At 65.8% G+C, this 24,864-nt stretch carries 25 protein-coding genes; 6 read left to right on the top strand and 19 right to left on the bottom strand.

Translation table 11 applies throughout. The annotated features are described in order from the left end of the window. Positions 1 to 38: 38 nt before the first annotated feature. The 10 genes from JHW40_RS10240 to JHW40_RS10195 all read right to left on the bottom strand — a co-directional run bounded on the left by JHW40_RS10240 (position 39) and on the right by JHW40_RS10195 (position 7,501). A complete protein-coding gene (locus tag JHW40_RS10240; RefSeq protein ID WP_090610145.1) occupies positions 39 to 581 on the bottom strand; it encodes a DsbE family thiol:disulfide interchange protein in 543 nt (180 codons plus the stop codon). Beyond that, positions 574 to 717 carry a heme exporter protein CcmD gene (ccmD, locus tag JHW40_RS10235; protein ID WP_090610146.1) on the bottom strand — a complete coding sequence of 48 codons (144 nt, stop codon included), beginning with the start codon at positions 715 to 717 and terminating at the stop codon, positions 574 to 576. Before ccmD ends, JHW40_RS10240 begins: the two co-directional genes overlap by 8 nt. After that, complete coding sequence (gene ccmC, locus JHW40_RS10230; RefSeq protein WP_090610147.1) at positions 714 to 1,439, bottom strand: heme ABC transporter permease CcmC; 726 nt, start codon at positions 1,437 to 1,439, stop codon at positions 714 to 716. Before ccmC ends, ccmD begins: the two co-directional genes overlap by 4 nt. Positions 1,440 to 1,481: 42 nt before the next feature. Beyond that, the gene (gene ccmB, locus JHW40_RS10225) at positions 1,482 to 2,138 is read right to left on the bottom strand and encodes a heme exporter protein CcmB (RefSeq protein WP_090610148.1); all 657 of its coding nucleotides are present in this window, start codon (positions 2,136 to 2,138) and stop codon (positions 1,482 to 1,484) included. 49 nt (positions 2,139 to 2,187) lie between these two features. Next, on the bottom strand, positions 2,188 to 2,772 hold the full coding sequence (gene ccmA / locus JHW40_RS10220; protein ID WP_244519080.1) for a heme ABC exporter ATP-binding protein CcmA: 585 nt from the start codon (positions 2,770 to 2,772) through the stop codon (positions 2,188 to 2,190). 41 nt (positions 2,773 to 2,813) lie between these two features. After that, on the bottom strand, positions 2,814 to 3,170 hold the full coding sequence (locus JHW40_RS10215; RefSeq protein WP_090610150.1) for an Mth938-like domain-containing protein: 357 nt from the start codon (positions 3,168 to 3,170) through the stop codon (positions 2,814 to 2,816). Continuing rightward, positions 3,170 to 4,150, bottom strand: a complete 981-nt coding sequence (secF, locus tag JHW40_RS10210) for a protein translocase subunit SecF (RefSeq protein ID WP_090610151.1) — start codon at positions 4,148 to 4,150, stop codon at positions 3,170 to 3,172. The genes JHW40_RS10215 and secF overlap by 1 nt, the downstream gene beginning before the upstream one ends. Before the next feature lie 13 nt (positions 4,151 to 4,163). Next, positions 4,164 to 5,828, bottom strand: a complete 1,665-nt coding sequence (secD, locus tag JHW40_RS10205) for a protein translocase subunit SecD (RefSeq protein WP_090610152.1) — start codon at positions 5,826 to 5,828, stop codon at positions 4,164 to 4,166. Between the two features lie 15 nt (positions 5,829 to 5,843). Further along, the gene (gene yajC, locus JHW40_RS10200; protein ID WP_090610153.1) at positions 5,844 to 6,176 is read right to left on the bottom strand and encodes a preprotein translocase subunit YajC; all 333 of its coding nucleotides are present in this window, start codon (positions 6,174 to 6,176) and stop codon (positions 5,844 to 5,846) included. 164 nt (positions 6,177 to 6,340) lie between these two features. Then, a complete protein-coding gene (locus JHW40_RS10195; RefSeq protein ID WP_090610154.1) occupies positions 6,341 to 7,501 on the bottom strand; it encodes a M20 aminoacylase family protein in 1,161 nt (386 codons plus the stop codon). A gap of 63 nt (positions 7,502 to 7,564) precedes the next feature. On the opposite strand from JHW40_RS10195, the gene mazG reads away from it, so the two are divergent. After that, positions 7,565 to 8,395, top strand: coding sequence for a nucleoside triphosphate pyrophosphohydrolase (gene mazG, locus JHW40_RS10190; protein WP_090610155.1), 831 nt, complete (start codon positions 7,565 to 7,567; stop codon positions 8,393 to 8,395). Positions 8,396 to 8,398: 3 nt separating this feature from the next. Here the strand turns inward: mazG and JHW40_RS10185 are convergent, their stop codons facing one another. Beyond that, positions 8,399 to 9,502 (bottom strand): anhydro-N-acetylmuramic acid kinase, encoded by a 1,104-nt coding sequence (locus JHW40_RS10185; protein WP_090610156.1) that lies wholly within the window; start codon positions 9,500 to 9,502, stop codon positions 8,399 to 8,401. Positions 9,503 to 9,561: 59 nt separating this feature from the next. Here JHW40_RS10185 and tyrS point away from each other — a divergent pair, with 59 nt between their 5' ends. Continuing rightward, positions 9,562 to 10,806, top strand: a complete 1,245-nt coding sequence (gene tyrS / locus JHW40_RS10180; RefSeq protein ID WP_090610157.1) for a tyrosine--tRNA ligase — start codon at positions 9,562 to 9,564, stop codon at positions 10,804 to 10,806. A 37-nt stretch (positions 10,807 to 10,843) separates the two neighbouring features. Here tyrS and JHW40_RS10175 read toward each other — a convergent pair whose 3' ends face one another. The 6 genes from JHW40_RS10175 to JHW40_RS10150 all read right to left on the bottom strand — a co-directional run bounded on the left by JHW40_RS10175 (position 10,844) and on the right by JHW40_RS10150 (position 16,411). Then, the gene (locus JHW40_RS10175; protein WP_090610158.1) at positions 10,844 to 11,848 is read right to left on the bottom strand and encodes an SPOR domain-containing protein; all 1,005 of its coding nucleotides are present in this window, start codon (positions 11,846 to 11,848) and stop codon (positions 10,844 to 10,846) included. 69 nt (positions 11,849 to 11,917) lie between these two features. Beyond that, entirely contained in the window at positions 11,918 to 12,553 is a 636-nt protein-coding gene (gene upp, locus JHW40_RS10170) for a uracil phosphoribosyltransferase (protein WP_090610159.1), read from the bottom strand. Further along, complete coding sequence (locus JHW40_RS10165; RefSeq protein WP_170851689.1) at positions 12,550 to 13,527, bottom strand: adenosine deaminase; 978 nt, start codon at positions 13,525 to 13,527, stop codon at positions 12,550 to 12,552. Before JHW40_RS10165 ends, upp begins: the two co-directional genes overlap by 4 nt. A 10-nt stretch (positions 13,528 to 13,537) precedes the next feature. Beyond that, positions 13,538 to 14,725 (bottom strand): phosphopentomutase, encoded by a 1,188-nt coding sequence (locus JHW40_RS10160; protein ID WP_090610235.1) that lies wholly within the window; start codon positions 14,723 to 14,725, stop codon positions 13,538 to 13,540. 7 nt (positions 14,726 to 14,732) lie between these two features. Beyond that, entirely contained in the window at positions 14,733 to 16,019 is a 1,287-nt protein-coding gene (locus JHW40_RS10155) for a thymidine phosphorylase (RefSeq protein WP_090610160.1), read from the bottom strand. Then, positions 16,016 to 16,411, bottom strand: coding sequence for a cytidine deaminase (locus JHW40_RS10150; RefSeq protein WP_090610161.1), 396 nt, complete (start codon positions 16,409 to 16,411; stop codon positions 16,016 to 16,018). The genes JHW40_RS10155 and JHW40_RS10150 overlap by 4 nt, the downstream gene beginning before the upstream one ends. 161 nt (positions 16,412 to 16,572) lie before the next feature. On the opposite strand from JHW40_RS10150, the gene JHW40_RS10145 reads away from it, so the two are divergent. Both JHW40_RS10145 and JHW40_RS10140 read left to right on the top strand, forming a co-directional pair. Further along, on the top strand, positions 16,573 to 18,852 hold the full coding sequence (locus JHW40_RS10145) for an NADP-dependent malic enzyme (RefSeq protein ID WP_090610162.1): 2,280 nt from the start codon (positions 16,573 to 16,575) through the stop codon (positions 18,850 to 18,852). A 236-nt stretch (positions 18,853 to 19,088) separates the two neighbouring features. After that, the gene (locus JHW40_RS10140; RefSeq protein ID WP_090610236.1) at positions 19,089 to 20,969 is read left to right on the top strand and encodes a propionyl-CoA synthetase; all 1,881 of its coding nucleotides are present in this window, start codon (positions 19,089 to 19,091) and stop codon (positions 20,967 to 20,969) included. Positions 20,970 to 21,072: 103 nt separating this feature from the next. Here JHW40_RS10140 and aroA read toward each other — a convergent pair whose 3' ends face one another. After that, a complete protein-coding gene (gene aroA, locus JHW40_RS10135; RefSeq protein ID WP_090610237.1) occupies positions 21,073 to 22,404 on the bottom strand; it encodes a 3-phosphoshikimate 1-carboxyvinyltransferase in 1,332 nt (443 codons plus the stop codon). 145 nt (positions 22,405 to 22,549) lie between these two features. Between aroA and JHW40_RS10130 the strand changes: the two genes are divergently transcribed. Then, positions 22,550 to 23,221 (top strand): DNA alkylation repair protein, encoded by a 672-nt coding sequence (locus JHW40_RS10130; RefSeq protein WP_090610163.1) that lies wholly within the window; start codon positions 22,550 to 22,552, stop codon positions 23,219 to 23,221. On the opposite strand, the gene JHW40_RS10125 is transcribed toward JHW40_RS10130, so the two are convergent. Further along, positions 23,211 to 23,714, bottom strand: coding sequence for a hypothetical protein (locus JHW40_RS10125; RefSeq protein ID WP_090610164.1), 504 nt, complete (start codon positions 23,712 to 23,714; stop codon positions 23,211 to 23,213). The genes JHW40_RS10130 and JHW40_RS10125 overlap by 11 nt on opposite strands. A gap of 125 nt (positions 23,715 to 23,839) precedes the next feature. Here JHW40_RS10125 and moaA point away from each other — a divergent pair, with 125 nt between their 5' ends. Next, positions 23,840 to 24,853, top strand: coding sequence for a GTP 3',8-cyclase MoaA (moaA, locus tag JHW40_RS10120; RefSeq protein ID WP_170851693.1), 1,014 nt, complete (start codon positions 23,840 to 23,842; stop codon positions 24,851 to 24,853). The last annotated feature ends 11 nt before the right edge of the window (positions 24,854 to 24,864 follow it).

Here is a 24,864-nt window from a genome sequence, read left to right as displayed (position 1 = left end):
AGTCTGGCGATTGCAATCGGACCGTGCAAGACATGGGATCACTGCTCGGCGGATAATGCCTTTTCCAGTTCGGGCAGAAAGCGGTTGGTGTAATCCTCGCGCAGCAGAGGCCCGGCAAAGCGGTACAGCACCCGGCCATCGCCGTCGATGATGAAGGTTTCGGGCGGGGCGGTCACGCCCCAGTCGATGGCGGCGCGGCCGCGCGGATCGGTGGCCAGCGCGTGAAAGGGGTCGCCATCCTCGGCCAGAAAGCGCAGGGCGTTGGCCTCGGGATCCTTCAGATCGACGCCATAGACCGGCATGTCCTGCGACAGCTCCATCAGCGTCGGATGTTCGGCGCGGCAGGGCGGGCACCAGCTGGCCCAGAAATTCACCAGCTTCACGCCCGGTTCGCGCAGCATCGCATCGGTCAGCTGTTCCTTGCCCGGCAGCGTCGTCTCGGGCAGGGCCGGCGCCTCGCGTCCGATCATGGCCGAGGGCAGCGAATCCGGGTCGTCGCGGCCCATGCCCCAATAGAAGGTGGCGGCCAGCGCCGCAAAGATCAGCGGCGGCAGTGCGATAAGCGGTGACAGCCTAGCCATTGCGTTCCTGCCTTTCCAGATCGCGCCGCGCACGGGCATTGGCGACAATGGTGTGCCAGATCAGCCCCGCCAGCAGCGCCAGCGACACGCCATAGGCGGCCAGCACGGTGCCGGCATATTTTCCAAGCTCGATCATCTGCGTATCTCCCTTGCCTGCAACGCGGCCAGCCTGCGGCGGCGGATCTCGGTCCGGGTGCGGATCAGCAGCAGCGCCAGAAACAGCAGGAAAAAGCCCAGCATCGACAGATAGAGCGGGTGGCGATAGACCGCGCTCATCCTCTCGCCCGACTGGACCGACAGGCTGGCGCCCTGATGCAGCCCCTGATTCCAGAACAGCACGGCATAGCGCGACAGCAGCGCAAAAACCGATCCGACAAGGCACAGAAAGCAGGTCAGGTCGGCGGCGCTGTCAGGGTCCTCGATCGCCGACCACAGCGCCATATAGCCGACATAGAACAGCAGCAGGATCAGAAACGAGGTCAGTCGCGGGTCCCATTCCCACCATGTCCCCCACATCGGCTGCCCCCAGATCGCCCCGGTGGCCAGCGCTATCAGCGTCATCACCGCGCCGATGGGGGCGGCGGCGCGGGCGGCCAGCGCGCTGACATGGTGACGCCGGATCAGCCAGATCAGCGAGGCCACCAGCATCATCACCCAGATATTGATCGCCATCATCGCGGCGGGCACATGCAGGAACACGATCTTGACGGTGGATCCCTGCTTGTAATCCTCGGGCGTCAGAAAGCCCCAGAGGACACCGCCCACCGTGCAGATCGCCGCCGCCGCCGCCACCCACGGCAGCACGGCGCCCGACAGGCGCATGAACTTGACCGGATTTGCGTATTCCCAGATCGACATATCGTTTCCCTAGCGTCGGCTCGATGGCGGCTCAAGCGGGATTCACCGCAAATTGACCCGAAGGGCGGCGGCTGCGGCAAAGGGTATCAGCGCCAGCACGCCAGCGGTGATCCCGGCCAGAAACAGCACCGGAGTCAGCGTCGCCATGCCCTCGGCCCCGCGCCGCACGACCTCGGTGCCAAACAGCAGCGTAGGAATATAGAGCGGTAGCACCAAGAGCGACAAAAGCAGCCCCCCGCGCCGCAGCCCGACGGTGATCGCCGCGCCAAAGGCCCCCAGCATCGACAGCGCCGGCGTGCCCAGCAGCAGCGACAGCACCAGCCACGGCACCGCGTGCGCGGGCAGGTGCAGCAACAGCCCGAACAGGGGCGCGGAGGCGATCAGCGGCAGGCCGGTGGTGATCCAATGCGCAAGGGCCTTGACGGCCACCGCCCCCTCCAGCGGCAGGGGCGAGGTGGCCAGCAGATCGAGGCTGCCATCCTCGTGATCCAGCGCGAAGATGCGGTCCAGCGACAGCAGGCAGGCCAGCAATGCGCCGACCCACAGGATGCCCGCAGCGACCGGCCGCAGCGCATCGCTTTCGGGGCCGACGCCAAAAGGCACCAGCGCGCAGAGGATCAGAAAGAAGGCCACGCCCAGCCCGAAACCGCCGCCCGCGCGGGTGGCAAGGCTCAGGTCGCGTTTCAGCAGGGCCAGCATGGGGCCCCCTTTAATACATGCAGCCCTGCGCCGCCCTGCCCGGACGCCATCACGCGAAGGCCTCGTTGAAGCCGGCGGGTCGGGCATCCCTGCCCGGTCTGGCGCGATAGGGCGTCAGGTCCAGCACCCGCGCCTCATCCAGCCCAAGGTCGATATGCGTCGCCATCAGCGCCGCGCCACCGCCCGCCAGATGCGCCCGCACCGCCACGCCGAAACGCGCCACCGAAGGCGCGTCCAGCGATACCGTCGGCTCATCCAGCACCCATAGCGGGCGGCCCGAGACCAGCAGCCGCGCCAGACCCAGCCGCCGCTTCTGCCCCGCCGACAGGGCCGCTGCCGGACGGTCCGCCAGATGCTCCAGATCCATCGCCATCAGCGCGGGCGCGACCGGGCCGCCGTCAAAGACGCTGGACCAGAAACGCAGGTTTTCCGTCACCGTCAGCGCGCCTTTCAGCCCGTCGGCATGGGCGGCATAGGCGACACAATCCCCGGCCATGTCGATGCGCCCCTCGAGCGCGGGCTGAAGCCCCGCCACCGTGCGCAGCAGCGTGGTCTTGCCGATGCCGTTGGGGCCACGCAGGATCAGCGCCTGCCCCGGCTCAAGCGCAAAGCTGACGCCTTCGACCGCTCGCATCCCGCCGCGGGAAACGGCCAGATCCTGAACGGCCAGCAGGCTCACAACGGCAGCAACGCACAGGCGACCCGGCGGCCCTCGGACAGGGTGACGTTATAGGTCCGCGCCGCCGTGGCCGAGGCCATCGTCTCGACCATGATCCCCAGCGCGTCCAGCGCATCCAGCAGATCGGCGGGCGGATGGCTGATATCGGCCCCCATGCCCAGAAACAGCACATCGACCCGCCCCGACAGCGCCGCCAGCGTGTCGCGATCCGACAACCCGCCCCAGGGCAGCATCCGGGTGCCGTCCAGAAGGACGGCGCCTTGCAGCACCTGCCCACCGGCGCGGAAGAAGCCCGGCCCATAGCCATCGACCGGCAGCGCCCCTTCCTGATAATCGGTGGGGATCATCGGCATCAGGGACGCTCTTCCGCGCCGCTGAAGGGCGAATCGACGTTTTTCTGGGTCTTCGACCAGTCGCGTTTCACACCCATCCACAGCACGATGTTCTTTGCGACATAAAGCGTGGAATAGCAGCCGACGACAACGCCCCACAGCATGGCAATGACGAAATCGCGCACCACGTCACCTCCGAAGATCAGCATCGCGGTCAGCGCGATCGCTGTGGTCACGCCGGTCATGATGGTCCGCGACAGCGTCTCGTTGGCGGTCAGGTTCATCAGGTCGAACAGTGACTTGGATTTGTATTTGATCAGGTTTTCCCGCAGCCGGTCAAAGACCACGACCGTATCGTTACAGGAATATCCGACCGTGGTCAGCAGCGCCGCGATGGTGGTCAGATCAAAGCGCAGCTGGAACAGCGAGAACAGCCCGATGGTCAGCAGCACGTCATGGATCAGCGCAATGACGCAGCCGACCGCAAACTGCCATTCGAAGCGCAGCCAGATATAGGCCATGATCCCCAATGTTGCCGCGCCGACCGCATAGATCGCGGTCCTGATGAGTTCTTCCGAGACCTTCGGCCCGACCGATTCGACCGAGGCAAAGCGGACCTCGGGATCGACCTCGTGCAGCGCCGCCTCGACCTGGTTCAACTGTTCGGGCGAGACCGATCCGGTCTCGTCCGTGGTGCCGATGCGGATCATCGCGACGTGGCGGGTGGTGCCGAAACTGGGGTCGAATACCTCGGTGATGGCGACATCGCCCAGATCCAGCTGGGTCAAGGCCGCGCGATATTCGCTGACCTCGAAAGCGGTCGGGCTTTCGGTGCGGATGGTGGTGCCGCCCTTGAAGTCGATCCCGAAGTTCAGCCCCATCACCAGCACCAGCAGGACCGAGCCGATCATGGCGGCAGCGGACACCCCGAAGGTTGCCCATTGCCAGCGGAAGAAGTTGAAATGCGTAACCTCGGGGACGAGTTTCAGACGGAATGCCATGTGTCGTTCCCCCTTACAGGATCAGTTCTTTGGGTTTGCGCCATTCGATCCACCAGATGATCATCAGACGTGTCAGGAAGATCGCGGTAAAGACCGATGTCACCAACCCGATGGTCAGCGTCACGGCAAAGCCCTTTACCGGACCCGAGCCGAGGAAGAACATCACCGCCGCCGCGATGAAGGTAGTCACATTGGCGTCGATGATCGCACTCATCGCTTCGTTGAAGCCGTCATTGATGGCGCGGACCACCCGTTTTCCGGCACGCAATTCCTCGCGGATGCGTTCATAGATGATCACGTTCGCATCGACCGCCGTACCGACGGTCAGCACGATGCCTGCAATCCCCGGCAAAGTCAGCGTCGCGCCCATGACCGACATGGCCGACAGGATCAGCACCACGTTGATGATGACCGAAGTGGCGGCAAAGACGCCGAACAGCCCGTAACTCAGCACCATATAGATCGCGACCGCCACAGTCGCGATGATTGCCGACAGGCTGCCCGCGTCGATGCTGTCCTGCCCCAGTTCGGGGCCGACGGTGCGTTCCTCAAGGAAGGTCAGTTCGGTCGGCAGCGCACCTGCACGCAGCAGCACCGCCAGACGGCTGGCTTCTTCGAAATTCATCGAGCCGGAAATCTGCCCCGACCCGCCGGTGATCGCCTGCCGGATCACCGGTGCCGAGATCACCTCGTCATCCAGCACGATGGCGAAGGGCTGGCCGACATTGGCGGCGGTATAGTTGCCGAATTTGCGCGCGCCGGTCGGGTTGAAGCGGAAATCGACCGCGGGCATGCCGTTCTGATCGGTCGCGGGCATGGCGTCGGTCAGTTCCTCGCCGGTGACGACGGGGCTGGTCTCGATCGTGTAATAGAAGCCCGGCTGATCGGCGGCGGGCAATACGACCTGCCCCACATCGGCGGGCCCGTCAGGATCGGTGCCGGTCGAGACGACCGAGTTGAAGGTCAGCCGCGCGGTGGTGCCGATCAGCGCCTTCAGCTCTTCGGCCGAGCCGATGCCGGGCACCTGGATCAGGATCCGGTCTGCCCCCTGACGCATGATGGTGGGTTCGCGGGTGCCGACCTCATCCACGCGACGGCGGATGATTTCAAGGCTTTGCTGCACGGTGCGGTCATTGCTGGCAGTCTTTTCCGCGTCCGACAGCTGCACGAGGATCGCATTGCCCTCGGTGCGGATCGACAGGCTGCTTTGCCCGGCCCCGGTCAGCGAGGTGACGGGCGAGGAATAGCTGCGCACGATCTCGACCGCGCGATTGATGCCCGCAGGTTCACCGATCTCGATGCGCAGGGTGCCATCGGGCGAGCTTACGCGGCGAATCGCGCCAAGCGTCTCGCGCTCGGCGCTCATGTCGCGGCGCAGTTCCGGCCACAGCGAATCCATGCGCGACTTATAGACGTCCTCCAGATGCACCTCGGCCAGCAGATGCGCGCCGCCGCGCAGGTCCAGCCCCAGATTGACCAGACCACTTGGCATCCAGTTCGGCCAGCCCGCGCGCTCGTCGATCAGCTCTGGCGTCTCGGCACCGGTCTGCTCGATGGTCTTGACGGCATCGTTATGCACCTCGACCCGGCTATAGAACAGGTTCGGCAGCGCATAGAACATGCCCAATACGCAGATCCCGATGATCAGGATGCGTTTCCAGCGGTCAATCTGAAGCATGTGGCGCCCCGATCCTCAGTTATTGGCGGCAACCGCAGTTGTCGGGTTCAGCACCTGGGCGACGGTCGAACGGACAATGCGAACGCGCACGCCCGAGGCGATCTCGACCTCGATTTCGTCGTCGCGGACCGAGGCGACCTTGCCGATGATACCGCCCTGCGTGATGACCTGATCGCCCTTTTTCAGTGCCCCCACCATTTCGCGATGCTGTTTCGCGCGCTTCTGCTGCGGGCGGATCATCAGGAAATACATGATCGCGAAGATCAGGATCAGCGGGATGAACTGCGCGAAGGCGGCACCGGCACCGGCGCCGCCTGCGGCCTGTGCATAGGCGGGGGTCACGAACATGGACTATCCTCTTGGCTGGTGGACCTGCCACGGTGCAGACCCTTGTGAATTGGCGCGCAACCTAGCCGCGGCGCACGCCCTTGGCAAGAAAGCGCGACCACCCGCAGCGTCAAGTGCCGCCAACGGTTTCGTTATCCCTGTTCCGGGGCCTGCATCGGCGGGCCTCAGACCGGCTGCGCCCTTTCGACCAGCCGCGCAAAGAAGCTGGCACCGACCGGGGCGACCTCGTCATTGAAGTCGTAATTCGCGTTATGGACGCCCGGCCCCTCGCCCTGACCGATGAACAGATAGCAGCCGGGCCGCGCCTGCAGCATATAGCTGAAATCCTCGGCCCCCATCTCGCGCCCGGAATCGTCACAAACCCCGGCCTCTCCGGCGATCTCTGTGGCGGCGGCGACGGCGCGGGCGGTCTCGGCCGGATCGTTCACCGTCGCCGGATAGCCCTGCTGGTAATCCAGCCGGACGCAGACATCATAACCCATCGCCTGCCCGTCGCAGATCTGCGTCATCCGCCTGCGCACCATCGCCTGCACTTCGGGATCGAAGGTCCGCACCGTGCCGCAGATCCAGGCGGTTTCGGGCACGATATTGTCGGCGCTGCCGGTATGGATCTGGGTGACCGAGATGACCAGTTCGTCCAGCGCATAGTGGTTGCGGCTGGAAATCGTCTGGATCGCATTGACGATGGCCACCGCCGCAACCACCGGATCGGCGGTCAGATGCGGCATGGCGCCATGGCCGCCGCGCCCGCGCAGATGGATCTCGAACGTATCGACGGCGGCCATGATCGGGCCGGGCGTGGTCTGGAACGTCCCCAGCGCCTGACCGGGATTGTTGTGCATGGCAAAGACGCGCTCGATGCCGAACCGCTCCATCATCCCCTCGCGCACCATCACATCTGCGCCGCCGCCGTTTTCCTCGGCCGGCTGAAAGATCAGCGCCACGCTGCCGGCGAAATTGCGCGTCTCGGCCAGATATTTCGCCGCACCCAGCAGCATCGTCGTATGGCCGTCATGGCCGCAGGCATGCATCCGCCCCGGCACTTTCGAGGCCCATTCGGCGCCGGTTTCCTCGTCCATCGGCAGCGCGTCCATATCGGCGCGCAGCCCGATCACCGGCCCCTCTTTCCGCCCGCGGATGATGCCCACAAGACCGGTCGAACCGATCCCCTCATAGATCTCGTCAACGCCGAATTCGCGCAGCCGTTCGGCCACGAAACCGGCGGTCTGCTGGCATTCAAAGCCAAGTTCGGGGTTCTGGTGCAGGTGGCGGCGCCATGCGGTCATCTCGTCGGCGAAATCCGCGATGCGGTTCAGAACGGGCATGTGGACTTGGACCTTTCAGTGTGGCAGTCCAGGCATGAGGACCTCAACCACGGGGAAAATGCAATGGCCGACGCATCCGCCAACCGGACCACCCGCGACGCCGGGGCCGAGATCGCCCGCCTGATCGAAATCATGGCTCTGCTGCGTGACCCTGATCGCGGTTGCCCCTGGGATATAGAGCAGGACTTCGCCTCGATCGCGCCCTATACCATCGAAGAGGCGCATGAGGTCGCCGACGCGATCGAACGCAAGGCATGGGATGAATTGCCGGGCGAGTTGGGCGATCTGCTGTTACAGGTCGTGTTCCACGCCCAGATGGCGACGGAGGCCGGGATGTTCGATTTCGCCGATTGCGCGGCGGCTATTTCCGACAAGCTGATATTCCGCCATCCGCATGTCTTTGGCGACGAAAACCGCGACAAATCGGCCGAGCAGCAGGTCCGCGACTGGGAGGCGATCAAGGCCGTCGAACGCGCGGGCAAGGCCGAACGCGGCACGCTGGACGGGGTGGCGCTTGGGCTGCCTGCGCTGACCCGGGCGCTCAAGCTGCAAAACCGCGCCGCCCGGGTGGGCTTCGACTGGCCGGGCGCCGAGGAGGTTCTGGACAAGATCACCGAGGAATCCGCCGAACTGGTCGAGGCGCGCGACCATCTTGGCCCCGAGGCGATGGAAGAGGAATTTGGCGACCTGCTGTTCGTCATGGCCAATCTGGCGCGGCATCTGAACATCGACCCGGAACTGGCCTTGCGCCGAGCCAATGCGAAATTCACCCGCCGATTCAACGCGATAGAGGCGTCTCTTGCCGCAGATGGCCGCCGCCCCGAGGACAGCGACCTGGCGGAAATGGACCGGCTGTGGGATCAGGCCAAGGCGGCCGAGAAAGCCGCCGAATAGCCGTTAACCAATGCGCGGCCACGAGATGCGCCCGCCACAGACCGGCCTCGGCGCGCCGGTGGTGGACGGCCCCGATGTCGGCAAGCCGCGTTGCACCCGCACCGCCAGCCAGCCGAAGGCCTGCGCCTCCAGCATGTCGCCATCCAGTCCCGCCGCCTCGACCGGCTGAACCGGACAGGGCAGCACCGCGGACAGCGCCGCCATGATCGCGCGATTGTGACGGCCCCCGCCGCAAACCAGCACCTGTTCCGGAAGCCGGGGAAACCAGCGCATCCCTGCCGCCACCGATTCCGCCAGCACCGCCACCAGAGTCGCCGCCGCATCCGCATCGGACAGGCCCCGCAGCTGATCCGCCAGACCGGCGAAACTGTCGCGGTCCAGCGATTTCGGCGGCGGACGCTGGAAATAGGGATGGCGCAGAAAATCCGCGACCACGTTGTGCCGCGCCTGCCCGGACAGCGCCAGCGCCCCACCCTCATCCCGCGTCCACCCGCGACGCTGCCTCAGCAGATCGTTGATCGGCGCGTTGGCGGGGCCGGTGTCGAAGGCCAGACAGGCGCCATCGGCCTCGGGCGCGGTGGCGGTCGGATCGACCCAGGTCAGGTTGCCGACGCCGCCAAGGTTCAGAAAACACAGGGGCCGCGCGGGCAGCCTGCCCTGCCCGACCGCCCATTCCGCGCAAGCCCAGTGAAAGAACGGGGCCAGCGGCGCCCCCTCTCCGCCCTGACGTACATCCTCGCTGCGGAAATCCCAGACGACCGGGCGCCCCACCTGCCGTGCCAGCGCCGCACCGTCGCCCGCCTGATGGGTGCCCCACCCGCCCGGATCATGGGCCAGCGTCTGGCCGTGAAAACCGATCAACCCGGCCTCGGGGAAATCCTGCGCCAGCGCCGCATGGCTGGCGACGGATATCGCCGCCGCCTCGGCCGTGCGCTTGTCACCGGGCCAGCACCCCAGCGCGCCATGCAGAACCGCGCTTTCATTGTCGGAATAGGCCCGAAACGCGCTGCGGCCAAAACTGCCGATACGGATGCCGTCGGTCTCGATCAGCGCGGCATCGACCCCGTCCAGCGAGGTGCCCGACATCATTCCCAAAGCCCGGATCATTCGCCTTTTCCTTTACTGCCGCAGCCGGTATATCCGCCGCCATCAGAAGGAAAAAGCCCATGACCTACCAGCCCCGATCCGATTTCCTGCATGTGATGGCCGAGCGCGGCTATATCGCCGACTGCACGGATTATCAGGCGCTGGATCAGGCGCTGCTGGCGGGGCCGGTCACCGCCTATATCGGTTATGACGCGACGGCGGCCAGCCTGCATGTGGGGCATCTGCTGAACATCATGATGCTGCGCTGGTTCCAGAACACCGGCAACCGTCCGATCACGCTGATGGGCGGCGGTACGACCAAGGTGGGCGATCCGTCCTTCCGCTCGGACGAGCGCCCGCTGCTGGACGAGGCCGCGATCCAGTCGAATATCGACGGGATGCAGCAGGTCTTTGCGCGCTATCTGGATTACGGCCCGGATGGGGCGCGGATGCTGAACAATGCGGAATGGCTGGACGGGCTGAACTATCTGGAGTTCCTGCGCGATATCGGGCGGCATTTCAGCGTCAACCGGATGCTGTCCTTCGAATCGGTGAAGTCCCGGCTGGACCGCGAGCAGTCGCTGTCCTTTCTGGAATTCAACTACATGATCCTGCAAGCCTATGATTTTCTTGAGTTGCATCGCCGTCAGGGCTGCCAGTTGCAGATGGGCGGATCGGATCAGTGGGGCAATATCGTCAATGGTGTCGATCTGACGCGCCGGGTCGATGATGCAGTGGTCTGGGGGCTGACCTCTCCGTTGCTGACGACCAGCGACGGGCGCAAGATGGGCAAATCGGCGGGCGGCGCGGTCTGGCTGAACGGCGCGATGCTGTCGTCTTACGAGTTCTGGCAGTTCTGGCGCAATACAACCGATGCCGATGTCGGGCGGTTCCTGAAGCTTTATACCGAACTGCCGGTCGCGGAATGCGACCGCCTTGGCGCGCTTCAGGGGTCCGAGATCAACGAGGCCAAGGTGCGGCTGGCCAATGAGGTCACCACCCTGCTGCACGGCGCCGATGCCGCCGCCAGCGCCGAGGCCACGGCGCGCGAGGTCTTTGAACAGGGCGGCGCGGGCGGCGATCTGGAAGTGGCGCTGCTGCCCGCCGTGGCGCTGACCGAAGGGCTGTCGGTGGTACAGATGCTGGTTCAGGCCGGGCTGACCGGATCGGGCAAGGAGGCCAAGCGGCTGATCGCGGAAGGCGGGTTGCGACTGAACAACGAAGCGGTCGGCGATCCGCAGATGCCGGTCACGGCGCAGCTGATCGGGGACGGGCTGAAAGTCTCGATCGGCAAGAAAAAGCACCGGATGCTGCGACTGGGCTGAACCGCGCCAAGACCGGGGCGGCGGGCCTGCCGCCGCCTCAGCGCGCCACGGCACGGTCATAGCCCTGACGGCGCAGATCGTTCAGCGCCCGCACCAACCGGCCCCGATCCTCGAACGGTCCGGCCAGCACTGCCCGCACATCGGGGGCATAGCCGTCTCGCCGCGCCAGTCCCGCCGGATATCCGCGCGCAATCAGACGCCGCGCAATGATTTCGGCGCTGGCCTGATCGGGATAAAGGCCGACCTGCACATAGCGGGCATTTGCCGGGATCATCTCGACATCCGGGACGGCAGGCACCGGACGCCGCGCTGCAGGGGCCGCCTGCGCGGATCGCTTGCCCTTGTCGGGCGAAGTCCCGGCAGCGGGTCGGGCCACTGGTGCCGCGATGCCCGGCGATGCCGCAGGTGTCGCCGCCTCAGTCTGCGCTTCATCGTCAACGGGTTCAGCCGCCGCCACCTTCACCCGATCCAGCCTTGCGCCTTCGGTCAGGATCGCGCGGGGCGGATCGGCCCGCATGCCGGGGCACAGCCCGAAGGTCACATCGCCGCCCAAAGCCGGCTGATCTGAGGGGTCAGAGTGATAGCCCAGCAAGTTGCACAGATCACTGTTTTCGCGCGCACCGGACATGGCGGCGCGTAACGCCTCTTGCCGGGCGATGGCCGTTTGCAGGTTGCGGGTCAGCGGGTCTTGCCGGTCAGGCAGGCCGGGATCGTGCAGTTCCTGCCGCTGGCGTGGGTCGGCGGTGAATTCGCCGTCGCGCAGCCCTTGCGAGAATTGCTCGAACAGCCGGTCCTCGACCGTGGGGCGTGGCGCGGCATCCAGATTCAGCCCGCGCTGCGACAGGGTGGGAGGAAAGCCACAGACCGGCGCGCCCTGCCGGTCCAGACGCGGCGCCCAATTGTCACCCGCCCGCGCAAACACGCAACCGCTGCCGTCGATATATTGCGCGCCCGCGAAATCCTGCGGCGGCGGTGGTTCGGGCGCGGCCACGGCCCTTGCGGCCAAAGCCAGAAGCCACAGAAAAACCAGCCAGACCCGCATTGTCGCCCCACGATTCGCACCATTGCAATCGTGCTTAGGGCAAAAACCTGAACCGTCGGTTAACCGGCGCTATTTCGTGCCGAACATCCGGTCGCCCGCATCGCCCAGACCGGGCACGATATAGCCGTGATCGTCCAGCCTCTCGTCCAGCGCGGCGGTGAAGATCGGAACATCGGGATGGGCCTGCCGCATCCTCTCGACCCCTTCGGGCGCGGCCAGAAGGCACAGGAAACGCAGGTTTTTCGCCCCCGCCTGTTTCAGCAGGTCGATGGCCGCGACCAGCGAATTGCCGGTGGCCAGCATCGGATCGACGACGATGGTCATCCGCGCGTCCAGTTCCTTGGGAACCTTGTTGTAATACTGTACGGGTTGCAGGGTTTCGGGGTCGCGGTACAGCCCGACAAAGCCCACCCGCGCCGAGGGGATCATCTCCAGTATCCCGTCCAGCAGACCGTTGCCCGCCCGCAGGATCGAGATCAGCGCCAGCTTCTTGCCCTCCAGCATCGGCGCGTCCATCTCGCAGATGGGCGTCTCGATCCGGGTGGTGGTCAGCTCCAGCTCGCGCGTGACCTCATAGGCCAGCAGCAGGCTGATTTCCCGCAAAAGCCTTCGGAAGCCCGCCGTCGAGACATCCTTCTGCCGCATGATCGTCAGCTTGTGCTGGACCAGAGGGTGGTCGATGATGGTCAGGTGTTTCTGGCTCACGCGAATTCCTTTCTCAGCCTTTCACGGGTTTCACTGTCGCAGAAAGCCGCGTCAAGGGCCCATTTATTGATCCGGTTGAATTCATCCAGACCCCAGCCGAAAGCGTCGGCCAGCCGCTGATATTCGTGCCGCATGGTGGTGTGAAAAAACGGCGGATCGTCGGTCGAGACCGTCACCCGGACCCCGGCATCCACCAGCTGCGCGATGGGATGGGCGGCCCAGTCACGACACAGCCCCAGCGCGATATTCGAGCCGGGGCAAAGCTCCAGCGTGATCTGCCGGTCGGCCAGATCGCGCATCAGCGCCGGGTCGTGAATGGCGCTGATGCCGTGGCCGATACGCGTGCATCCCAGCGCCAAGGCCTGCCGGATACTGTCCGGCCCGCCCCATTCGCCCCCATGGCAGGTCAGGCCCAGCCCGGCCTCGCGCGCGCAATCGAAGGCCCAGTGGAAATCGGTCGCCTGCCCCACGGTCTCGGCGCCGCCCATGCCAAAGCCGGTGACCCAGCCGCCCCCGGCATCCAGCGCGGTCTCGGCGGCGCAGATGGCGGTCTGTCTGGCCCGGTCGGGGCCCATATGACGGATGGCGGTCAGCACCGCGCGGCTGTCGATTCCCTGCCCCCTTGCGCGTTCCGCCACCTCGGTCATCGCGGCCAGATGGTCGCGCCATGCCGCCAGATCGGCACCGCCGCAGAATTCAGGAGAGATGAAAAGCTCGGTATAGATTACGCCCTGCCCGACGGAACACTCCAGCACCTCGGCCAGCAGGCGGGCATAGTCGCGCGGGGTCCGCAAGACGCTGGTCGCGGCCTCATAGACACGCAGGAAACCGTCGAAATCATCATAGGCATAATGGCCCTGCGCGTCGAAGATGCCGGACAGATCGACATGCTTTTCGGCGGCGATCCCGCGAATGAAGGCGGGGGGCGCCGCGCCCTCCAGATGCAGGTGAAGTTCGATCTTGCTGCCGCTCACCGGAAATCCCTCAAAGAAAACTGCGCCCGTGATGAGTCGGCGGCAGGTCCAGATGATCCATGACCGAGGCGCCGATATCCGAGAAGCCGACATGGCCGATGGCCCGCGCGCCCAGCCCATGCCCCAGCACGGCCACCCTTTCGCGGGTGTGATCGGTGCCGCGCCAACTGGGGTCATTGCCGTGATCGGCCGTGAAGATCGCCAGATCGCCGGGGCGAAGCGCGGCCAGAAACTGCCCGGCGATGGTGTCGAACCATTCCAGCTGCGCGGCATAGCCCGCCACATCCCGCCGGTGCCCGAAATTCGAATCGAACTCGACGAAATTGGCGAAGGTCAGGCTGCCGGGTTCGGCCTGACCGGCCAGCCGGATCAGGTGATCGGCCAGTTCTGCATCCGAACGCCCCTTCCACAGATGGCTGATGCCGCGATGGCTGAAAATATCGCCGATCTTGCCGATGGCATGGGTCACGCGGCCCGCCGCATGGGCGATGTCGAGCATCGTGTCAGAGGGCGGCGCGATGGCAAAATCGCGGCGGTTCGGCGTGCGGTGGAAGGCGCCCGGTTTGTCACCCAGAAAGGGGCGCGCGATGACCCGGCCCACCCGCATCTCGTGCAGCATCGGCGCCAGCCCCTCGCACAGCGCCAGAAGGCGGTTCAGGCCGAAACGCTCTTCATGCGCGGCGATCTGCAACACGCTGTCCACCGAGGTATAGCAGATCGGCCAGCCGGTACGGATATGTTCCTCGCCATATTCCTCGATCACCTCGGTTCCCGAGGCATGGCAATTGCCAAGGATGCCCCCGGTCGCGGCAAGTTCGCAGATCCGCTCGGTGACTTCGGGGAGAAAGGCGGGGGTGGTGTCGGGGAAACAGTGCCACTCCCACGGGACCGGCACGCCCGCTATCTCCCAGTGACCCGAGGGCGTGTCCTTGCCGGGCGAGATTTCCGTCGCGGCCCCCCACAGCCCTTGCGGCTCGGTGCCCAAACCGTCCACTTCGGCGCCGCTGGCCAGCCGCAGCGCGGCGCCCAGACCCAGACGGTCCAGATGCGGCATGTTCAGTCGCTGTCGCGCGGCAATATGGCCGACAGTGTTCGCGCCGGTATCGGGACGGCCATCGTTGAAAAAGCGGTCGGCATCGGGCGCACCGCCGATGCCGACGCTGTCCATGACGATCACGAATGCGCGCTTCCCAGCCATCGTCTTCTCAGGCATCCGGCCGTATCCTGTGGCGAATCAATGGTCCCGAAGTGGTTGACCTGCCTATATCATAGGCGGCGCGCACCGCAGCGACAGAGATTTCGGCGGCGGTCTCGTCCCCCGCATGGATCATCGCCAGCGGGCGGTCGGGGCCGACGGGTTCACCCAGCCGCGCCAGGGCATCCAGACCGACGCTGTTGTCGATGGCCTCTCCGGCGCGGACCCGGCCACCGCCAAGGGCCACGACCGCATGGCCAAGCGCCGCCACGTCGATATGGGTCACGACACCTTCGGGCGCAGGCACGGGGCGGATTACCGGGGCCGCGCGCAGATGCCGGTCGGGACGGTCCAGCAGATCGGCGGGCCCGCCCTGCGCGGCCACCATCCGTCCGAAAGCCTCGGCCGCAGCGCCGCTGTCCAGCAGCGCCGCCAGATCCGCCCCGCGTCCGACCAGATGCAGGCATTCCGCCGCCAGTTCCAGCGTCAGATCGCGCAGCGCCCCCGCCTCTCCGCGCAGAACGCGGATCGCCTCGGCCACCTCCAGCGTGTTTCCGGCGCTGCGGGCCAGCGGCTGGTCCATATCGGTGATGAAGGCCGATGTCCGGCATCCCGCGCCATTGGCGGTGGTGACCAGAGCCTCGGCCAGATCGCGCGCCTGCTCGGGCGATTTCAGGAACGCCCCCACCCCGGCCTTCACGTCGAGGACCAGCGCATCCAGCCCCGCCGCCAGCTTTTTCGACAGGATCGAGGCGGTGATAAGGTCGATCGATTCCACCGTGCCGGATTCGTCGCGAATGGCGTAAAGCCTGCGATCTGCTGGTGCCAGATCGCCCGAAGCCGCAACGATGGCGCATCCGGCCTCGCGCGTGATGCGGCGGAAATCATCCTCGGATTGCTGCACGCTCAGCCCCGGGATCGCCTCCAGCTTGTCCAGCGTGCCGCCGGTATGGCCCAGACCCCGCCCCGAGATCATCGGGACATAGGCCCCCGCCGCCGCCAGAAGCGGCGCAAGGATCAGGCTGACCGTATCGCCGATGCCGCCGGTGGAATGCTTGTCCACCACCGGCCCCGGCAGTTCCCAGCGCAGCACCCGCCCGGAATCGCGCATCGCCCGCGTCAGCGCCACCCGCCCGGGCGTGCCGATTCCACGGGTCAGCACCGCCATCGCGAATGCCCCCGCCTGCGCATCGCTGACCGAGCCATTGGCCAGCCCCTGCGCGATCAGCGCCGCACCCGGCCCGTCCAGCCCGCGCCCGTCGCGAATGGCGGCGATGACAGGACGCGGATCGGTCATTCCGCCCGGTCCATATGTTCGGCCCCGAACCGGCCCGGCAGCAATTCCCCGACCGTCGTCGCCATCGTCTGCCCGGCTATCGTCGCCAGCAGAACCGGCGTATCGGCGCGCCCGAACTCGGCCAGTTTCTGGCGACAGCCGCCACAGGGGGGACAGGGGGCGGACGCATCGGCGATCACGGCGACCTCGATCAGCTCGGTCTCTCCGGCGGCGACCATCGCGGCAATCGCCCCGGCCTCGGCGCAGGTGCCCTCGGGATAGGCCACGTTCTCGACATTGCAGCCGGCATAAATCTTGCCCGAAGCACCCCGGATGGCCGCCCCGACCTTGAATCTGGAATAAGGCGCATAGGCCCGTTCGCGCACATCGCGGGCCGCATCCATCAGCGTCATTGCCATTCCCCTTTGTTCGTCATCCCGACCGGGCGTTCCATCCGAATGTTCTGCGCCCCGCCTTGTCACAATGCAAGCCTGACACAATGCACGCGCGCGCCATCTGTTCCTTGCGCAAAAAATGGTTTAACGGTGAACTAACCGACGCGAAGGAGGCTTAGATGGAAGATCGCAGGCAGGATCAGACCCGCCAGGATGCATTGGATTACCACGAATTTCCACGTCCCGGCAAACTTGAGATCCGGGCGACCAAACCCCTTGCGAATGGTCGCGACCTGTCCCGCGCCTATTCCCCCGGCGTGGCCGAAGCCTGCCTTGAGATCCAGAGCGACCCGATGAATGCCGCCCGCTATACCGCGCGGGGCAATCTGGTCGCGGTGGTGTCGAACGGCACGGCGGTTCTGGGCTTGGGCAATATCGGCGCGGCGGCCTCGAAACCGGTGATGGAGGGCAAGGCGGTCCTGTTCAAGAAATTCGCCAATATCGACTGCTTTGATATCGAGGTGAACGAATCCGATCCCGAGAAGCTGGCCGATATCGTCTGCGCGCTGGAACCCACCTTCGGCGCGATAAACCTTGAGGACATCAAGGCCCCCGACTGTTTCATCGTCGAAAAACTGTGCCGCGAGCGGATGAACATTCCGGTCTTTCACGACGACCAGCACGGCACCGCCATCGTCGTGGGTGCCGCCGCCACCAATGCACTGCATGTCGCGGGCAAGCGGTTCGAGGATATCAAGGTCGTCTCGACCGGCGGCGGGGCGGCGGGCATCGCCTGTCTGGACATGCTGCTGAAGCTGGGCGTGAAACGCGAGAACGTCTGGCTGTGCGACATCCACGGGCTGGTCCATCAGGGCCGGACCGAGGACATGAACCCGCAAAAGGCCGCCTATGCGCAGGACAGCGCGTTGCGCTCGCTGGATCAGGTGATCGAGGGGGCTGACCTGTTCCTTGGCCTGTCCGGTCCCGGCGTGCTGAAACCCGAGATGGTGGCGCGCATGTCGCCGCGTCCAGTTATCTTCGCGCTGGCCAATCCCATGCCGGAAATCCTGCCCGATCTGGCGCGAGAGGTCGCCCCCGATGCGATCATCGCCACCGGGCGCAGCGATTTTCCCAATCAGGTCAACAACGTGTTGTGTTTTCCCTTCATCTTCCGCGGTGCGCTGGATGTGGGGGCGACGACGATCAACGACCAGATGGAACTGGCCTGTATCGAAGGCATCGCGGCGCTGGCCCGCGCCACCACCACCGCCGAGGCCGCAGCCGCCTATCTGGGCGAGACGCTGACATTCGGGCCGGAATATCTGATCCCCAAGCCCTTCGATCCGCGGCTGATGGGAGTCGTCTCATCCGCCGTGGCGCGTGCGGCGATGGAAACCGGCGTCGCCACCCGCCCGATCGAGGATCTGGACAGCTACAAGCGCAAGCTGGACGGTTCGGTCTTCCGCTCGGCCATGATCATGCGCCCGGTCTTCGAGGCCGCCGCGACCAGCGAACGCCGCATCGCCTTCGCCGAGGGCGAGGATGAGCGCGTGCTGCGCGCCGCCAATGCGATGCTGGAGGAAACCACCGACAAGCCGATCCTGATCGGCCGCCCCGAGGTGATCGCCATGCGCGCCGAACGCGCCGGCCTGCCGATCCGCCCAGAGCGCGATTTCGAAATCGTGAACCCCGAAAACGATCCGCGCTATCGCGATTACTGGGAAACCTATCACCAGTTGATGGCACGGCGCGGCGTCTCGCCCGATATCGCGCGTGCGATCATGCGCACCAATACCACCGCCATCGCCTCGGTCATGGTTCACCGGGGCGAGGCCGACAGCCTGATCTGCGGCACCTTCGGACAATATGCGTGGCATCTGCGCTATGTCCGGGAAATTCTGGCCAGTGAAGGGCTCGACCCGATCGGCGCGCTGTCGATGATCATCATGCAGGAAGGGCCGCTGTTCATCGCCGACACGCAGGTCCATAACGACCCGACGCCGTTGCAGGTCGCCAATACGGTGATGGGCGCGGCCCGTCATGTCCGCCGCTTTGGCATGACGCCAAAGATCGCGTTGTGCGCCCATTCGCAATTCGGCAATCTGGACACCTATAGCGGCCGCAAGATGCGCGAGGCGCTGGCCATTCTGGAAACCTTCAAGCCCGACTTCATGTATGACGGCGAAATGCATGTGGATGCGGCGCTTGACCCGGAACTGCGGGACCGGATCTTTCCGGGATCGCGGCTGGAGGGTGCGGCCAACGTGCTGGTCTTTGCCGGAACCGACGCGGCGTCGGGCGTGCGCAACGCGCTGAAGATGCGCGCCAACGGGCTGGAGGTCGGGCCGATCCTGATGGGGCTAGGCAACCGCGCCCATATCGTCACCCCCTCGATCACCACGCGCGGGCTGCTGAACATGAGCGCGCTGGCCGGAACCCCCGTCGCCGCCTACGGCTGAACCGTCCGGGCCTGCGAATCACCATGCCCCGCCCGTGACCCTGTCGCGGGCGGGTTTGCAAATCCACCGCCCCGGCAAAGCCGGTTTTGCTGGCATCTTCATTTTGCAAAATCGCGCAGCAATAATTGGCCGGATTATGCAAAATCGACCCCGGCGGTGCCGTCCTCCACCGCTAACATGGTTGCGTGAAACCGCTTTGCCTGCGTAACAAACCATCATGCTCAGGGAGGGTTATGATGTCGTATCGCGATCTGTATCAGGGGTGGAAAGAAAACCCCGAGCAATTCTGGATGGAGGCCGCCGCGCAGATCGACTGGGACCAGCCCCCCAGCCGCGCATTCTTCGATCAGGGTCCGGCCGGGGAATGGTTCGCCGATGGTCGCGTGAACACCTGCTGGAATGCCGTGGATCGCCATGTCGAGGCCGGGCGCGGCGACCAGATCGCCATCATCCATGACAGCCCGATCACCCTGTCGCATCGCAGCATCACCTATGCCGAGCTGCGCAACCGCGTCGCCAGCCTTGCCGGGGCGCTGCGCGCCAGAGGGATCGAAAAGGGCGACCGTGTCGTCATCTATATGCCGATGATCCCCGAGGCGCTGGAGGCGATGCTGGCCTGCGCCCGTCTGGGGGCGATCCATTCGGTTGTGTTCGGGGGTTTTGCCGCGAATGAGCTGGCGGTGCGTCTGGACGATGCCAGACCGAAGGCGATCATCGCGGCCTCTTGCGGGTTGGAGCCGGGGCGCGTCGTCCATTACAAGCCGCTTCTGGACAAGGCCATCGATCTGGCCAGCCACAAACCGGATTTCTGCGTCATCTTCCAGCGCGAACAAGAGGTTGCGCAACTGACCGAGGGGCGCGACGTCAGCTGGCACGGTTTCCAATACGGGACCGAACCCGCCGATTGCGTCCCGGTCGAAGGCAACCATCCCGCCTATATCCTCTATACCTCGGGCACGACCGGGCAGCCCAAGGGCGTGGTTCGTCATACCGCCGGGCACCTGGTGGCGCTGAACTGGTCGATGCGGAACATCTATGACATCGGGGCGGGGGATGTGTTCTGGGCGGCCTCGGATGTGGGCTGGGTCGTCGGTCACAGCTATATCTGTTACGGCCCGCTGATCGCTGGCGCCACCACCATCGTCTTCGAGGGCAAGCCCGTCGGCACCCCCGATGCGGGCACCTTCTGGCGGGTGATCCGCGATCACGGCGTCAAGAGTTTCTTCACCGCGCCGACCGCGATCCGCGCCGTCAAGCGAGAGGATCCCGAGGGCAAGCTGATCGGACAATACGATCTGTCCGGCCTGAAGATCCTGTTTCTGGCGGGCGAACGCGCCGATCCCGACACCATCCAATGGGCCGAGGATCGGCTGGGCGTGCCGGTGATCGATCACTGGTGGCAGACCGAGACCGGCTGGGCCATCGCCGCCAATCCCGCCGGGATCGAGCTGCTGCCGGTCAAGAAGGGCAGCCCGACCCTGCCGATGCCCGGCTATGACGTGCAGGTGCTGGACGAGGCGGGCCATCCGGTCGCCCCCGGCACGCTGGGAGCCATCGCCATCCGCTTGCCCCTGCCGCCCGGCACCCTGCCGACGCTGTGGAATGCGGAAGGGCGCTTCGTGACGTCCTATCTGGCGCATTTCCCCGGTTTTTACGAGACCGGCGATGCGGGCTATGTCGATGAGGAGGGCTATCTCTATATCATGGCGCGCACCGATGACGTGATCAATGTCGCGGGTCACCGGCTGTCCACCGGCGCGATGGAGGAAGTCCTGTCGGCACATCCGGCGGTGGCGGAATGCGCGGTGATCGGCATCGCCGATACGCTGAAGGGGCAGACTCCGCTTGGTTTTCTGTGTCTGAAGAAGGGCATCGGGACCAGCCACGAACAGGTGATCCGCGAGGTCGTTGGCATGGTCCGCGATCAGATCGGCCCGGTCGCCGCATTCAAGAACGCCTGCGTGGTCGAGCGCCTGCCCAAGACCCGCTCGGGCAAGATCCTGCGCGCAACCATGGCCAGGATCGCGGATGGCGAGGAATACAAGATGCCCGCCACCATCGACGATCCCGCGGTTCTGGACGAGATCGCGGGCGCCCTGTCGGAATTGAAGCGCTGAGTAGTGGCCGGGTCCGGGGGCTCTGCCCCCAGCCCTGAAGGCCCCTCGACGGGGTCTTCAGGGCTTCCCCCGGGATATTTGAGACACCAAAGATAGGGGCGGGTCAGCCCAGATCGGCGCCGAGGCCCTGCATCAGCGGCAGGAAATCAGGGAAGGAGGTCGCGATCGGGCCGCCGTCGTCGATGCTGACCGGCGCCTGTGTCGCCAGGCCGAGGACGAGGAAGGACATGGCGATGCGGTGATCGAGATGGGTGGCCGCGCGACCGCCGCCCGGCACCTTCTGCATGCCGTGGACGGTCATGCTGTCGGGCGTTTCCTCGACCCTGACGCCATTCGCTTCCAGTCCGCGCGCCATGGCGTCGATGCGGTCGCTTTCCTTCACCCGCAATTCCGCGACGCCGTTCATCACCGTCTTGCCTTCGGCGAAGGCGGCGATCACCGACAGGATCGGGAATTCGTCGATCATCGAGGAGGCGCGTTCGGCCGGGACGTTGACGCCTTTCAGCCGGCTGTGGCGGATCAGCAGGTCGGCCACGGGCTCTCCGCCTTCGATGCGGTCGTTTTCGAAGGTGATGTCGGCGCCCATCTCTTGCAAGGTTGTATAGAGGCCGTCGCGCGTCGGGTTGCGGCTGACGCCGGGGACGCGGATCTCGGATCCGGGCACGATCAGGGCCGCTGCCACCGGGAAAGCCGCGCTGGAGGGGTCGCGCGGCACCGCGACCGACTGGGCGCGCAGTTCGGGCCGTCCGGTCAGGCGGACGACATGGCCCTCGGGCGTGGTTTCGGTCCGGACCTGCGCGCCGAATCCCGCCAGCATCCGTTCGGTATGGTCGCGGGTCTGTTCGGGTTCGGTCACCACGGTTTCGCCCGGCGCGTTCAGGCCGGCCAGCAGGATCGCGGATTTGATCTGAGCGCTGGCCACCGGCGAGCGATAGCTGACCGGCACCGGATCGGTGGCGCCGCGGATGGTGACCGGCAGGCGGCCGCCCTCTCGCGCGGTGATTTCGGCGCCGAACATGGCCAGCGGATCGGTCACCCGCGCCATCGGGCGGCGCGACAGGCTGGCATCGCCGGTGAAGGTCGCGCTGACCGGGGTGGTGGCCATCGCCCCCATGATAAGCCGCACGCCGGTGCCGGAATTGCCACAGTCAATAGCCGTTTCAGGTTCGCCGAAGCCGCCGGTTCCGACCCCATGCACCGACCATTCGCCGGGGCCCTGGCGTTCGACCTGCGCCCCGAAAGCCTGCATCGCTTTGGCGGTGTCCAGAATGTCCTGCCCTTCCAGCAGCCCGGTGATCCGGGTTTCCCCCACCGCCAGCGCCCCGAGGATCAGCGCCCGATGGCTGACCGACTTGTCGCCGGGCACCTGCGCCTCGCCCCGCAGGCTGCCACTGGGACGAGAGGTCATCGGTTGGGGGTCACCGGCATGGGACATCACGGAATTCCTTCTGTTATCGGCGGGCCGGATGGGCGGCCAGATCATCGCGCAGCCTCTTCTAGCCGCGACGGGCGGCCATCTCCACCAACTTCTTGAGGCTTTCGGGCGCAGTTCCTAGAAAGGCCGCAAAGCGAGGTGCTGCATGCAGGAACTGAAGGCGCTGGAGGCCGAGGCCGATCCCGGCAGGGTGGCGAAGATGGCGGGCTATCACAAGGCCGACCGGCTCTATCTGGGGGTGAGCAGTCAGGCGATCGAGGCGCTGGTCGCGGGCTGGCGTGCCGAGCGGGATCTGGCCGGGCGGGTGGCGCTGGCGGCGCGGCTGTGGGTCACCGACATCCACGAGGCGCGGATTGCCGCCGCCAAGCTGCTGACGCAGGCGCGGATGCCCGATGACGGAGAGGTCTGGCGGCTGATCACCCTCTGGGCCGGGGATTTCGACAGTCTGGCGATCAGCGACAGCGCCATGATCGCGGCGCAGAAGCGGCTGCTGGCGGAACCGGCCCGGCTGGATCAGCTGGAACCCTGGACCCGTGATGCCAATCCGTGGAAACGGCGCGCCGCCCTGACCGGCACCCTGCCCTGGGCCAAGATGAACCATCCCAAACCCGCCGATCTGGCCATCCGCGAACGGATTCTGGCATGGGCCGCCGATCTGGCCGATGACGGAGAATGGCCGATCCAGAAGGCCATCGCCGACTGGCTTTACCATCTGTCCAAGCGTGATTCGGATCGTGCACGGGCGTTTCTGGACGAGTATGGCGCGCGGATGAAGCCTTTTGCGCGGCGCGAAGCCGCGCGGCGCATCACGACTTGAAGACCTCCAGCGTGGGCAGCGCGGTCAGCGACACCCCCAGCAATTGCAGCGCCGGAAGCGAGACCTGACTGCCCGCGCTGGCCGGCCCGTCCAGCGGCAGCAACTCGACCTGCGCGGATTTGCCGTTGGCGGGGTTGCGCAGCCGCCCCATCGCCGGTTCCTTGACCAGCGGCGTGCGGATCCAGAAGCCCGACCGTGTCGCATCGCCAAGCGAGGCCACGGTGGTGCCCAGCCGCGTCTCGGCACTTTGTGCGGGTCGGGCAGCGGCGGCGCGCTGCTCGGCCGTGGTGGTATCCAGCTGCGCCACGGTCGAGCGGGCGGCGGGGCGTGGCGCGGGGGCGCGGGTGACGGCGGTCGCCACATTGCTGGCGGCGCCGATCAGTTCGGGCGAGGCGTCGGCCGCCGGGCGCGATGCCGTCGTGGCCGCCTGATTGCAACCGGCCAGCGCCAGCATGGGCAGAAGGATCCAGACGTGGTGGCGTGGCAGGTGCATCGCGAAGGCTCCGTGTAAGATCGCTGTCAGGCGCAGGTTATCCCGAGGCCGAAGCGCAGGTCCACCATCGCTTGCGTGATCGGCGCTTTCTTGTAACACGCGGCGATCACGCTTAGATGAGGGATATGGAACCCGCCGTCATTGCACCGCTTGTCGATCCCTATGCCCGGCCGATCACCTATTTGCGGGTCTCGGTCACGGATCGTTGTGATTTTCGCTGTGTCTATTGCATGGCCGAACATATGCAGTTCCTGCCCAAGGCCGAGCTGCTGACGCTGGAGGAACTGGACCGCCTGTGCACCGCCTTCGTGGGGCTGGGCGTGAGCAAGCTGCGGATCACCGGCGGCGAACCCCTGGTGCGACGCGGCATCATGGGTTTCTTTCGGCAGATGTCGCGGCATCTGGGTCAGGGTCTGGACGAGTTGACGCTGACCACGAATGGCAGCCAGCTGGGACGTTTCGCCGATGAACTGGCGGAATGTGGCGTGCGGCGGGTCAATGTCTCGCTCGATACGCTGGACGAGGATAAATTTGCCAGGGTCACCCGCTGGGGCCGGCTGCCGCAGGTGCTTCGCGGGATAGAGGCGGCGAAGGCCGCCGGGCTGCGCGTCAAGATCAATACCGTTGCGCTGAAGGGTTTCAACGAGGATGAACTGTTCGATCTGCTCGCCTGGTGCGCGGCCGAGGATCACGACCTGACCTTCATCGAGGTCATGCCGATGGGCGATCTGGAGGGCGAGGACCGGCTGGGTCAATACTGGCCGCTGAGCGATCTGCGCGCGCGGCTGGCCGAACGTTTCACCCTGCTCGATCTGGCCGAGCGCAGCGGTGGCCCGGCGCGCTATGTCCGCTTGCAGCAGACCGGGCAGAAGATCGGTTTCATCACGCCGCTGACGCATAATTTCTGCGAAAGCTGCAACCGGGTGCGACTGACCTGCACGGGTGAGCTGTATATGTGTCTGGGGCAGGAGGACCGCGCCGATCTGCGCCGGCCGTTGCGCGCATCCGAAGATGACGGATTGCTGCGCGATGCGATTCGCGAGGCCATCGCCCTGAAGCCCAAGGGGCATGATTTCGACTATTCCCGTCAGGGAATCGGCGGACAGATGACCCGGCATATGAGCCATACCGGCGGCTGACAGGAACGGTC

The organism is Paracoccus alcaliphilus (assembly GCF_028553725.1).
Taxonomy (GTDB): Bacteria; Pseudomonadota; Alphaproteobacteria; order Rhodobacterales; family Rhodobacteraceae; genus Paracoccus; species Paracoccus alcaliphilus.
Note: the sequence above shows the minus strand (reverse complement) of the source record. Positions and strands in the feature narration are given on the sequence as shown.